The organism is Emticicia agri (assembly GCF_004168285.1).
Lineage (GTDB): Bacteria > Bacteroidota > Bacteroidia > Cytophagales > Spirosomataceae > Emticicia > Emticicia agri.
Genome location: NZ_SEWF01000011.1, coordinates 120,015 through 133,376 on the forward strand (window position 1 = coordinate 120,015; position 13,362 = coordinate 133,376).

Below are 13,362 nucleotides of genomic sequence, written 5' to 3' on the forward strand. Positions count from 1 at the left end.
AGAGACGAAATCACCTTTGGTTGAAGCCAATTGGATAATTGTTTTTCTGTTAGCCCCATTTAAAAATGGGGGCTATTGATTAAATTGCTTTCTCAATTACGTTAGTAGCAGAGGCCGGGCAGCCAAAATGTATAGTTCTTAATTTTACCCAAAATATTTTTCTCCATTGAAAAAATTCATTAAAATCCTCACCTGGTTTATGATTGTATTGGCAATATTAGCTATAAGCCTGCTTACTTTGTCTGATAATACACCCCTTGAAGAAACCGACTATTATGCAACCACCCAAAGGCAACTTAAAAGCCTTAAAATCGGTGGCGGATACGGAAACGCTCTCAGAGGCGGGTGGAGCAAAGAAAATATTCCGACAAATGCTGAGACTTATATTGCCGGATACGGCCTTCGTGAAAATCCGGCGACGTCGGTACATGATAGTATCTATGTGCGTACTATTGTTTTAGATAACGGACAACAAAAGGTAGCCATGATTACGATGGATTTGCTGATTGCGCCTCCGTTGGTTGTAGCGCAGGTAATTCCGGCTTTGGGGAAGATGGGTTTTGGACGTGAGCAGATTTATTTCAGTGCTACACATACACATAGTAGTGCAGGTGGCTGGGCGGGTGGCCCTGCAGGTCGGGCGATGGCTGGCCCCAGAGACGACCAGATGATTAAAACCATTGCCGAAGCTATTGTGAGAAGCGTAAAAAAGGCTGAATCTACGGCATCTGATTGTACGATAGGATTTCAGAAAATTAACGCCAGAGACTATATAACCAACCGATTGTTTGGAGAAACAGCTCTTGAAGACCCGTGGCTGCGTATCATGAAAATAGAAAAAGCTAATCAGGAGTCGGCATTGATACTCACTTATGCCGCCCACCCTACTGATATTCCGAAGGCTGATAACCGCATAAGTGCCGACTATCCGGGCATGTTAGTGAGGAATCTGGAGAAATCAGGATTCTGTAATTTCGCTGCTTTTTTTGCAGGAGCAGTAGGCAGCATGCGTCCGGCAGATAATGGGGAAGATGCTTATAAAAAAGCTGAATTGATTGCCGACAATCTCGCTAATCTCATCAAATCCGGTACAGGCTCGTTAAAAACAGATACTACTTCGCTTATCCGGACGGTTTATTTTCCGCTGGCTTTGCATGAGCCTCAACTGCGGTTAAGTAAACATATCCGCATTCGTCCGTGGGTATTCAACTGGTTGATGGGCAAGCAAGAAGTCGGCATGAATGCCTTACGTATCGGCGATATGGTCTGGATTGGCACCCCCTGCGATTATTCAGGCATGTTATATGGATTATCTGATGCCGTAGCCCAAAAAGTGGGCAAGGATTTAATAATTACCTCGTTTAATGGTGGATACGTAGGTTACATTACCCCTGACGAGTATTACAACGAACATAAGATGGAAACGCAGGAAATGAACTGGTTCGGGCCATATAACGGGCGGTATTTTGGGGAGGTGATTGATGGGTTGGTTGTTGGCGTGGGGAGGTGAATTCCTCCTCAACCCTCAGAGTCCAGTCCTTTTGCCTGGCTTTGGCTTACACACACAGTATTATGCCGTTTGGGAGGCACTGAGGGAGAATAAATAACCACTCAATAAATGGAATTGTGTAAGTTATTTTTATAAAGCATATTTGCTTGATGCCCTGCGATGGGTTAAGAAACAATCATTTAAACTATTGCAGGTGAAAAATCAAATAAATTTTGTCAGTACATCTAAATCTTACACAAAATACCATTGTCTTATGAAGTTTCTCTTTTACTATGTTGCATTGGCTATACTAAGCCTTAATACCTTGGCTATTGCTTCTCCAAAACTATCTTTTAAGCTTTCTGATAAAAATCCTGATAAAAAAGTAAGTGTAAAATCACTCAGCACTACTCCGGAAACCGATACGATTGTAGATTTTGGCAGTATTTTCAGGCAAATGTCTAACATCGGTACCTTGAATATTGGTGTAGCCACTGAAGTAACAGCCACTTCAGGCGTTGGAACAACTTCTACAGACGATTCTGCTACTACTTCAGGCTCAAATCAGGCAGTAGCACAAAAGTTGGTAGTTGCCTCAGATACTTCATTCATCACTCGCTGGAATCTGGCAACCGCAGGTTCGGGAAATACACAATTGCTTTTTGACATATCTATCTCAGGCCCGGTGAGCTATACCTGGACGACCGTTCCTGCCGGGACAAGTGGTTCAGGAACCTTTACCGTACAAGGTGCATATATTACAGGATTGCCCGCAGGGGCAACGATTGATCTGAGCATAAGTCCAACCAATTTTCATCGAATCATGCTTGACAGTAGGGCAGATAAAAATCGACTAATAGACATAAAACAGTGGGGTACAGCGGCCTGGACTTCGATGGCATCTGCATTTTATGGGTGTACTAATTTAGCTGTTTCAGCAACTGATATTCCTGATTTATCGGGCGTTACCGATATGTCGTTTATGTTTGCCAATTGTGTTAATCTTAATGGCCCTGCCAATATAGGTTCATGGAATACTTCGACAGTCACCAATATGAGTTTTATGTTTTATCGTACCTTCGCTTTTAATCAGAATATTGGTTCATGGAATACTTCGACAGTGACCAATATGGCTTATATGCTTCAAAGTGCCTTCGCTTTTAACCAGAATATAGGTGCATGGAACACTTCGGGAGTAACTAATATGACTAACATGTTTTATAATGCCAGTGCTTTTAATCAGAATATAGGTGCGTGGAACACTTCGGCAGTGACCAATATGGCTAATATGTTTAATGGTGCCAGTGCTTTTAATCATGACATTGGTGCATGGAACACTTCGGCAGTGACTAATATGGCTAATATGTTTAATGGTGCCAGTGCTTTTAATCAGAACATTGGTGCATGGAATACTTCGGCAGTGACTAATATGAGTTATATGTTTTATAATGCCGGCGTTTTTAATCAGAACATTGGTGCATGGAATACTTCGGCGGTGACCAATATGACTAATATGTTTTATGGAGCAAGCGCTTTTGATCAGAATATAGGTACATGGAATACTTCGGCAGTGACCAATATGAGTTACCTGTTTTCAGGTGCCAGTGCTTTTAATCAGAATATAAGTGCATGGAACACTTCGGGAGTAACTAATATGACTAACATGTTTTATAATGCCAGTGTTTTTAATCAGAATATAAGTTCATGGAACACTTCGGCGGTGACTAATATGTCTAGCATGTTCTCTGGAGCCAGTGCTTTTAATCAGGATATTGGTTCATGGAGCACTTCGGCGGTGACTAATATGAGTTTGATGTTTCGTTACACCATTGCTTTTAATCAGGATATTAGTTTGTGGAATACTTCAGCGGTGACCAATATGAGTAATATGTTTTATTATGCCAGCGCATTTAACCAGAACATTGGTTCATGGAATATAGGAGCAGTTACTGATATGAATAGTATGTTTTATGGGGCAAGAGCTTTTAATCAAAGTCTGGCAGCGTGGGGGACAAAATTTAACCCTAATGTTAATCTGACTTTTTTACTTAATAACTGCGGTATGAACATCAGTAATTATGATGCTACCCTGGCTGGTTTTAATGCTGGCACGCTAACAGGCAGAACAATGGGAGCCGCAGGGCTTAAATATTGTACTTCGGCAACCGACAGAGCTAATCTGGTTTTAGCTACAAGCAGTGGCGGAAAAGGCTGGACTATTACTGGTGATAGCTATGGAACCCCTGCTAACCCTACAAGCACTAACAACCCAACCATATGCGCTGGCGCTACAGCATCATTAAATGCTACGTGTACAGATGGAATAGTAAGTTGGTATAATGCAAGCAGTAGCTCGCTGCTTTCAACGGGCTCTCCTTTCGTTACACCCAATTTAACTACTGCTACTACTTATCAGGTTCGTTGTGAAATGCAAGGTGGAACGCCACCCGGTGGAACGCCACCCGGAGCCAGTTGTACCAGTGGTTTCGTAGCAGTTTCAGTAAGCATAGATACGATAGCTCCTCCAACGAATGTAACGGTAAGTAAAACCGTTATTTGTGCCAATACCCAAGTTACCTTATCAGCTACCTGCGCCACAGGAACACCCATCTGGTATAACCAGCCGACAGGTGGAACGGCAATCGGTACAGGAACCCTTGTGCAATCACCCAGCACCACTACTACTTATTATGCAGGCTGTACCAATGGAACCTGCCCATCAGGCAGCCGGGTAGCTACGGCTACGGTGGCAGTGACGGATATAGGTTCCAATCTCAACCTGACTACCAATCTTTCAGGCACAAGCATTCAGGCCTCATCAAATACCATAACAGCCACAAATACCATCCTGACTGGTGCCAAAGTGCGGTATGTGGCCAGTCAGAGTATTACTTTACTCCCACAAACTGGGGGTAGTTTTCAGGTAAACAATGGGGCTGTGTTTGCGGCGGAAATTATGCCATTGGTGGGGTGTAATTGAGACCTAAAGCGAGTGTTAAGTACTATATTACAATCGCAGTTACTAACACCACTACTAACAAACCCACCACCCCAACAAAACAAAAAACCGTAACTAACTGAAAATCAATTAATTACGGTCATTTATTTGTTCACTGCGTACCCAGAGCCGGAGTCGAACCGGCATGCCCGTGAAGGCATTGGTGTTTGAGACCAACGCGTCTACCGATTCCGCCATCTGGGCATTTGCTTTCGGTATTATTCGAATTGGGATTGCAAAGGTAGGTGTTTGCGTTTACAATTCAAAATTACTTTTTAAAAAAATTGCGAATTAGCGAATGGTGAATTAGTGAATATTATTAAACCATATTCTACATTAAATTATTCGCTAATTCACCATTCGTAATTCACGATTAAACCATTAGTAATTCGCTATTCATCATTCCTAAATCCTCACTATCTCCGCCCCAATAGCATTCAGGCGGCCGTCAATATTCTGGTAACCTCTGTCTATTTGTTCGATATTGTCGATGATGCTCGTGCCTTCGGCTGATAGAGCGGCTATCAGTAAAGATACCCCTGCACGTATATCCGGCGAACTCATACGGATGCCTCTTAGTTTGTGCTCACGGTTCAAACCGATTACGTTGGCACGGTGTGGGTCGCAGAGAATAATCTGTGCACCCATGTCAATCAGTTTATCTACAAAAAACAGTCGGCTTTCAAACATCTTCTGGTGTATCAGTACTGTTCCTTTAGCTTGTATGGCTGTTACCAGTACAATCGAAATCAAATCAGGGGTAAAGCCCGGCCAGGGAGCATCGTAGATAGTCAGGATAGAGCCGTCAATCAACGAACTGATTTCATAATGGGTTTGTGCCGGAATATGAATATCGTCTCCCCTGAACTCCATCTGAATCCCTAATTTCTTAAATACATCGGGTATAATTCCCAACTCCGGTATTTTGCAGTTCTTAATCGTGATTTCTGATTGGGTCATAGCCGCCAGACCAATAAAACTTCCAATCTCAATCATATCAGGCAACATGGTATGCTCGCAGCCGTGTAGTTCTTTTACTCCTTCAATATGCAGTAAATTAGACCCTACACCTGTAATTTTTGCGCCCATACTATTCAACATCTTACTCAACTGTTGCAGGTAAGGCTCGCAGGCAGCATTATAGATAGTGGTAGTTCCTTCGGTCATTACAGCGGCCATCAATACGTTGGCTGTACCTGTTACCGAAATCTCGTCCATCCATACATACGCTCCTTTCATTTTTGAGCCTTCTACGGTATAAAAGGCATCATTTGGGTCATAGATAAACTCTGCACCTAATTTCTGAAAACCTGTAAAGTGGGTATCCAAAGGTCGGCGACCGATTTTATCTCCACCCGGGCGAGGTGCTTTCCCTTTGCCAAAGCGGGCAAGCATCGGCCCTAATAGCATGATAGACCCACGCAACGCAGACGCTTTATCTTTGTATTCAGGGGTTTCGAAATAATCAAAATTTACTTTATCGGCCTGAAAACGATAGGAACCCTCTCCTACTTTCTCACGGCGCACCCCCATATCTACCAGTAACTCCATCAGTTTGTTGACATCTCTGATATCGGGTATGTTATGAATGGTTACAGGTTCTTTGGTCATCAGCACGGCACATACAATCTGCAGTGCTTCATTCTTAGCTCCCTGTGGTACAATCTCTCCTTTTAGTTTTCGTCCTCCTGTTATTTTAAATGATGCCATATTTCAGAATATCAAGCTATTGTTTTGAAAAGAATGGGCGTAGGTTTCAATACGCATTTATCCTCCGATATGAATTACCGTCTTCTTTTGTTGTTATTATTGTTGTTGTTTCTATCGTTTTTATAACCACCGCCAAAATTCTTGTTGCGGTTATCCCGGTTATCACGATTACGGTTATCTCTGTCTCTGTTATCACGGTCGCCTCTGTCGCGGAATTGTCCCTGAGCCTGTTGTGGCTGCGGGATTCTCTGACGGCTACCATTTCCATCTTTAGGCGATGATTCCATCAATCCGTCACGACGGAGTGCATCAATTTCAGCTTGAAATCTGAATCCTGATAGTTCAAGAATTTGCTGCAAACAATCGTCTGTTTCGATGGTATCTTTGTTCCAGGTCTGATAAAAGTTTTTCATCAGTCTCACCATGTACGAGATAAAAGCCTTACGGTCTTCAATATCTTCGGTAATCATGGCTTTCAGAATCAATAACTCAAGGTTACGACCATAGAAGCGATGTTTCAGATGATGCTGATTATAAGGAATCAACATAGGTCTTTTGCCCAGAATTTCTTTCGGCGGTGCCGGAAAAGGACTATCTACATCAAGGTCAAAATTGGCAATGATGTATAAATCGTCCCATAGTTTTTTTGAATAATCAATGCCTTCACGCATATTCGGGTGAATCTGACGCATCAATTCTACCAGAATATGGGCATATTTGGTTCGTTGCTCTTTGTCAGGCAGACTAATGATATAATCTGTTAATTTCTGAATGTTACTACCGTATTCTTTCACGATATATTAAAATGTAAAAGTGATTTTATATAAAGCCTGTAAAGGCATTTTTTGTTTTTCGTAGAGACGTATTGCAATCGCACGGCGAACCGTACGTCTCCGAGGGTCTGCAACCAAGTAATAATATTTATGTAGAATGTCTGAAAAGGATAGGTAATTGTTTTCATCCTGATAGACCTGCGGAGACGTACGGTTCGCCGCGCGATTGCAATACGTCTCTACAAAAAATGCTTATTTTAAAGGTTGTTCGGAAAATAAAACGCCACGGATTAACAATCCGTGCTACATAATAATGTTAATTCTATACGCATTATTGCTAAACACAGCAAAAGTAACAAAAATTAGCCGATGGGTTAAATTTTTATCTAATTTTGAACATAAATTTCAAAACTGATTTTAGATGTATTTGAAAAACGCTGCTTTTTACCTGATAATTTATGCTTTCCTGAGTGGTTGTAGTAAAAAAGTTACCCAGCAATATGTTTCCAGGTCTCCTGCCCCTAAACGTGAGTTCAGGGCTGTGTGGGTAGCTACGATTGATAATATCGACTGGCCTTCCCGCAAAGGCTTATCGTCAGAAACTCAGCAACAAGAATTCAGAACCCTGCTCGACCGACAAAAAAGCTATGGCATGAATGCCGTGCTGGTGCAGGTGAGAGCCGCTGCTGATGCGTTTTATGCCCGTAGCAAAGAACCCTGGTCGGAATGGCTGACGGGTGAACAAGGCAAAGCACCTGAACCTTTTTATGACCCGATGCTATTCATGATTCATGAGGCACACCAGCGAAATATGGAATTTCATGCCTGGCTGAATATGAATCGTGGGGCACATAAAGTTTCCAGAAGTATTGTTGAAGACCATCTGGTCAATACCAGACCCGAATGGTTTCTTACTTATGGCGGTTATCGGTTATTTAACCTGGGTATACCCGAAGTCAGGGCATATATTACTGAAATAGCCCTCAATATAGTCAGAAATTATGATGTAGACGGCATTCATTTCGATGATTATTTTTATCCTTATACCATTGCCAACGAGAAACTGCGCGACGACGATACTTTCAGAAAATATAAGGGGAGTTTCAAAGATATTGAAGACTGGCGCCGCAATAATGTTGACCTGATAATTAAGGGCATCAGCGACGGAATCAAGGAAATAAAACCTAAGGTAAAGTTTGGGATTAGTCCGGTAGGTGTATGGCGAAATGCCTCTGTTGACCCCAGTGGTTCGCAAACACAAGGCGGCCAGACCTCCTACGATAATCTGTATGCTGATACCCGCAAATGGGTACAAAAAGGCTGGATTGACTATATAGCCCCACAGATTTATTTCAGCTTTGAGTTCAATAAAGTGCCTTATAAAGTCTTAGCCGATTGGTGGACAAAACAGCCGCATAACCGACATTTATACATTGGTCATGGTGTGTATCGGGTAAAAGCCGGCAGTAACGAAGTAGGATGGGAAAAAGCTACGCAGATACCTCGTCAGGTACGCTACAACCGTAGTAAACCACAGATTTCGGGCAGTATTTTTTATAGTGCCAAGCCTTTGAACAGAAATGAGTTATCAGTCAATGATTCTCTGAGGAATCTGTACTTCTATCCGGCACTTCCACCTGCTATGCCCTGGAAAGACAATGTACCGCCTAACGCCCCTGAGAATGTACAAGCCAAAAAGGTGAATGATTTAGGGATGCTAATTACGTGGGATGCTCCTGCTCTTCCGGCGAAAGACGGTGATGAACCGACTTCTTTTGTGATTTATCGATTTGAGAAAGATGAAAAAATCAATATTGACAATTCTTCAAAGATTATAGGCATTGTCAGAAATGAAGGAATGCTTGGTTATACCGATAAAAAGTATGAATCGGGCAAATCTTTTGTATATGTAGTTACAGCACTTGACCGATTGAACAACGAGAGTGCCATGAGTAACATAGTTAAAACGAAATAGATTATAAAATTGATTGATAAATATTTAACCACGGAGTAGCTAGGAGTTTAGCACAGAGTTTCACGGAGTTAATTTTAAAATACTCGGTGAAATTTAGTGCTAAACTTAGCGTAACTCCGTGGTTAAAATGTCAATTTATGTTTTCTCAATAGCATATTTCAATGAATGTAATTAAAAGACAAGCCTTTATCAGTACTATCTTTTCTTATGGAGGAGTACTGATAGGCTTTATTTCACAGTTTTTGTTATTTCCCAATTTTTTAAAAAAAGAAGAATATGGCTTGCTGATGGTATTGCTTTCTTATATGTACATCATGGTGCAGCTATCTTCTTTAGGTTTCAATGCCGCCGGAAGTCGCTTTTTTGTTCATTTCAGAAATGCGAAACAAGGGCATAGAGGGTATTTGTTTTTAGGAATTTCGGTGGGCGTAATTGGATTTCTGATTTGCAGTATAGGCGTGTTTTTTCTGAAAGACTGGATGATTGAAAGAAAAGGACAATCAGACCTTTTAGCTACCAATTTCTATTTTCTTTTGCCTATTACCTTTGCTACATTGCTGTTTAATCTTTTTGATAATTATGCCAAGAACCTCTATGAAACTGTAACAGGCACTTTTCTTTCGCAGTTATTGCAGCGTTTCCTGATTATGATTTCACTGTTTTTAGTGGTTTTCAATGTGCTTGATTTCTCTCAATATATCTGGGTATGGGTTTTAGCGGTTTCATTTTATGTAATACCTATGATATGGAAAGCATCACGGTTAGATGGTTTTTCATTAAAACCTGACTTTTCGTTGATGACCCCAGAATTTACCAAAGAATTTGCAACCTATAGCTTCCTGACTATTCTGACAGGTTTTTCGTCGATGATTATTCTGTATATCGACAAGATTATGCTGGCAGACATTACAACTTTAGAGGAAACAGGTATTTATAGTACAGCTGCTTTTTTCGGGAGTGTGATGGGGATGTCGTTGGTAGCCTTAACCAAAGCCTCTGCTCCTATTATTGTTGATTCATTTGCGGCTAATGACCTGAAAAATATTGCCACCATCTACCGGAAAAGCTGTACTACCTCGCTCATTGTCGGTTGCTGGATTTTTCTGGGTATTTATCTTAATATTGACAATCTTTTTGAGTTTCTTCCGGCTGGTTATGAAGAAGGCAAATGGGTGATTATAATTCTAAGTTTAGGCAAACTATTTGATTTAGCCACCGGACTCAATGGTACTATTCTGGCACTTTCGCCCTATTATCGCTATGACACCTATATCATGGTTGGCCTCATTGTGCTGACTGTATTTCTGAACTGGTTGTTGATTCCGATATACGGCATGAATGGGGCAGCCTTTGCCCTTGCCCTGGCTACTATTTACTATAATGCAGTTCGGTATGTTTTCCTATGGTGGAAATTAGGTATGCAGCCTTTTACGATAGATATTCCTAAAGTGCTACTGATTATGGTTGCAGTAAGCTTTGCAGTTAGTCTTATACCTGCAACAGAAGGAACGAAACTTAAAACCTTAATGGATATGGCTTATCGCTCTACTGCCATTACGCTGATTTACGGAGCTATTATCTACTGGAGCAATGTTTCTCCTGAATTGAATGGAGCGATGAAAAATCTCTGGAAGGTAGTTGTGCGATTTGGCAGAAAGTAAATGACTATTAATTGATTGTTTTTTCGTAGATACGTACGTCGAACCGTACGTATTTACGAAAATGGATATTAAAATCTTTAATTCGAACTCGCTTTTTTTTCTAATTTATACACCTTACCTGCACCGTAATTCAATATATATAGTTCTTTATCTGCATCTTCTCCAAAGGCCGAAATACCGCCCACATTTCCTATTTTATCTCCACTATCTGTGGCTTTTGAGCCGTCATACTTCAAAGACCATATTTTACCACTTACATAGTCCCCAAACACATATTTCCCTACTAAATCAGGTAGTTTTTTGCCTCTATATACTAAGCCTCCTGTTACCGAGCGGCCATCTGTTCCTTGTCTGTAACTCCATACCGGAGCCACTAAACCACTTTGTCCGCAATTACCTGAGGCATCAAAACAATCGTTTCCTTCTTTTATTTTCCATCCGTAATTGCCGCCTTTGCTAATTATATCTATTTCTTCTACTTCATTCTGCCCTACATCACCTGCCCATAGATTATTAGTTGTGGCATCAATACTGAATCTCCAGGGATTACGCAGGCCATAAGCATAAATTTCTTGCATCAAACCATCGGTATTACCTATATACGGATTGTCCTTAGGTATAGCATACTTTTCGGTTTCTGCTACATTTACATCTATTCTAAGAATTTTCCCTAACAGATTTCTGCGGTTTTGCGAATTGTTTTGTGGGTCTCCGCCACTGCCTCCATCACCTGTGGCAATGTACAGGTAGCCATCTGCCCCAAAAGCTAATTTACCCCCTTTGTGATTAGTAAAAGGCTGCTCAAAAGTCAGCAGGATTTTTTCACTATTGGCATCCGCTACCTGTGAACCTGAATTTACTTTAAATCTGGAAATGACGGTCTGACGACTGGGTGAATTACGGTTATAATTGACATAAAAATAACCATTTGTTTTAAAATCGGGATGAAAAGCTAATCCTAATAAACCCATTTCGCCTCCAGCATCTACACGGGCATCAATGTCTAAAAATACTGTTGTTTGTGATGTAGTTGATACATTATCAAATGAGCGGACAACCCCTCTCTGTTCAATAACATATACTTTGTTGGTACCATCAGAGGCGTGCGTAAATTCTACTGGGTTACTAAAATTAAGATTCGGAAAGGCAACGACAGCCTGATATTCTGCCGCAACCGGATTAGACGTTGAATCGTCTGATTTATCAATAGGGTCAGAGCTTGAATCGCAACTGAACCCTAAAAAAGCACTGACAACTGACGCTGTGATGAGAATGATAATTTTTTTCATACAAGTTATGGATTTTAAAAATAACGACCGAAACAGCCAATTAATTTGACATACGCATAAAATATACGAAAATTGTGTGCCAGCTTTTCTATTTGCAATTAGTCAGCAAATAAATTCGCCGTCTAAGACAACAACGGAATAATTTTAGTATGCAACGCGGACTTAAGTCCGCTTGTAGTAAGATGATATTACCATTGTTATTTTAGACGGCGAATTTTATTCGCTGACATGGTAATTGATAATTAATCAATGAACAAAAACCTGAGTTTACACTCCCTCCAACTCCCTCGACAACGTTTCTAACTCCCGTAAATCTTCTTTAAAACCTTCACTTTTACGATTATTGAATAAGCCGAAGCGAAAAGCCAAGTAGTAAATAAACAGACAGATTCCTATAGGGATAAGCGTATCCACAAGGGCAGAAACTAAATCTTGTTTTTCTAATTTCTTAGGTAGAAATGAGAGGACTGTCATGCAGCCCGAGGCCAGCATCAATAGCCCAAACCGACCCTCTAATTTTTTATTCTTCTCGTATTCGTGAATCACATGTTGAAGAAAAGCACCTAAAGTAGTACTGTTCATGTCCACGTTCACAATGGCATTGCTTCTGTAAATGGCTACCAGTGCCATAATAATTCCAATCGCCAGAAATATATAAGGTAAAAACTGGACTTGGTAAATAAAATCAAAAGGATTCCCTACGAAGATTGCCCCTAAAATCAGTAACTCAAACACCATCAGCACAAAAAACCATGTGTTCTCCCGTTTGATTTGTGCTACTCTTGATTTTGAACGCTCTTTTATCATGCCTACAATAAGCCTTTCGGTAAGCAATTGAGAGTTTTGTAATTTCTGGTCATATACCTGCCATGCCGATTTCAATTCATCTAAGTTCATATTCTGTCAGATTTAATGAGTTTTTCTAATTTAATTTTGATTCGGTTAATTCTTACCCCCACATTCGAGTGGGTCATACCAATAATATCGGCTATTTCGTCATAGCTTTTATCTTCCAGATAAAGCATGATAATCGCTTTTTCAATTTCCGAAAGTTGTTCAATCGCCTGTTGCAACAAGCTCAAATCGTTACTTTCAGTCTGATAAAAATTCATATCAGGAATCTGTAATTCATTGGTCGAAATAGCACTTCTTTCAGGTTTTCTGCTTTCTTTTCTGAAATTAGAAATAGCAGTGTTTAATGCTACCCTATACAACCAGGTAGTATTTTTTGACTCGTTTCTGAAATGGGGGAAAGATGTCCATAACTGTAAAACAATCTCTTGAAAAAGGTCTTTTTTATCGTCTTCGTTCTGACAATACAAATTACATACTTTGTAAATGAGGCCTCGGTTTGTATTAATCAATAGAATAAAATCCTTTTCCATTCGCTGATGTTTTATTTGAACAATTAGTCGCAGGACAGGTAAAAAACTTACAGGGAAGTACACATTTTTTTTAGAACTTGAT

General features: G+C 40.6%; 9 protein-coding genes and 1 tRNA gene. 4 read left to right on the forward strand and 6 right to left on the reverse strand.

Annotated features, from left to right (window positions below; translation table 11 throughout):
- The first annotated feature begins 166 nt into the window (after positions 1-166).
- Together EWM59_RS09815 and EWM59_RS09820 are read left to right on the forward strand one after the other, a co-directional pair.
- Entirely contained in the window at positions 167-1,510 is a 1,344-nt protein-coding gene (locus EWM59_RS09815; RefSeq protein WP_130020789.1) for a neutral/alkaline non-lysosomal ceramidase N-terminal domain-containing protein, read from the forward strand.
- Between the two features lie 253 nt (positions 1,511-1,763).
- A complete protein-coding gene (locus EWM59_RS09820; RefSeq protein WP_130020790.1) occupies positions 1,764-4,469 on the forward strand; it encodes a BspA family leucine-rich repeat surface protein in 2,706 nt (901 codons plus the stop codon).
- A gap of 138 nt (positions 4,470-4,607) precedes the next feature.
- On the opposite strand, the gene EWM59_RS09825 is transcribed toward EWM59_RS09820, so the two are convergent.
- The 3 genes from EWM59_RS09825 to EWM59_RS09835 all read right to left on the reverse strand — a co-directional run bounded on the left by EWM59_RS09825 (position 4,608) and on the right by EWM59_RS09835 (position 6,991).
- A tRNA-Leu gene (locus EWM59_RS09825) sits at positions 4,608-4,691 on the reverse strand.
- Between the two features lie 201 nt (positions 4,692-4,892).
- Positions 4,893-6,197 carry a UDP-N-acetylglucosamine 1-carboxyvinyltransferase gene (gene murA / locus EWM59_RS09830; protein WP_130020791.1) on the reverse strand — a complete coding sequence of 435 codons (1,305 nt, stop codon included), beginning with the start codon at positions 6,195-6,197 and terminating at the stop codon, positions 4,893-4,895.
- 74 nt (positions 6,198-6,271) lie between these two features.
- The gene (locus tag EWM59_RS09835) at positions 6,272-6,991 is read right to left on the reverse strand and encodes a DUF4290 domain-containing protein (protein ID WP_130020792.1); all 720 of its coding nucleotides are present in this window, start codon (positions 6,989-6,991) and stop codon (positions 6,272-6,274) included.
- Between the two features lie 400 nt (positions 6,992-7,391).
- Between EWM59_RS09835 and EWM59_RS09840 the strand changes: the two genes are divergently transcribed.
- Complete coding sequence (locus EWM59_RS09840) at positions 7,392-8,945, forward strand: glycoside hydrolase family 10-like protein (protein ID WP_130020793.1); 1,554 nt, start codon at positions 7,392-7,394, stop codon at positions 8,943-8,945.
- Positions 8,946-9,106: 161 nt separating this feature from the next.
- Positions 9,107-10,606 carry a lipopolysaccharide biosynthesis protein gene (locus EWM59_RS09845; RefSeq protein ID WP_130020794.1) on the forward strand — a complete coding sequence of 500 codons (1,500 nt, stop codon included), beginning with the start codon at positions 9,107-9,109 and terminating at the stop codon, positions 10,604-10,606.
- 77 nt (positions 10,607-10,683) lie between these two features.
- Here EWM59_RS09845 and EWM59_RS09850 read toward each other — a convergent pair whose 3' ends face one another.
- From EWM59_RS09850 to EWM59_RS09860, 3 genes are all read right to left on the reverse strand, one after another.
- Positions 10,684-11,895, reverse strand: coding sequence for a PQQ-dependent sugar dehydrogenase (locus tag EWM59_RS09850; protein ID WP_130020795.1), 1,212 nt, complete (start codon positions 11,893-11,895; stop codon positions 10,684-10,686).
- Positions 11,896-12,162: 267 nt separating this feature from the next.
- The gene (locus EWM59_RS09855; RefSeq protein ID WP_130020796.1) at positions 12,163-12,792 is read right to left on the reverse strand and encodes a hypothetical protein; all 630 of its coding nucleotides are present in this window, start codon (positions 12,790-12,792) and stop codon (positions 12,163-12,165) included.
- The gene (locus EWM59_RS09860) at positions 12,789-13,280 is read right to left on the reverse strand and encodes an RNA polymerase sigma factor (RefSeq protein ID WP_130020797.1); all 492 of its coding nucleotides are present in this window, start codon (positions 13,278-13,280) and stop codon (positions 12,789-12,791) included. Before EWM59_RS09860 ends, EWM59_RS09855 begins: the two co-directional genes overlap by 4 nt.
- Positions 13,281-13,362: the final 82 nt, after the last annotated feature.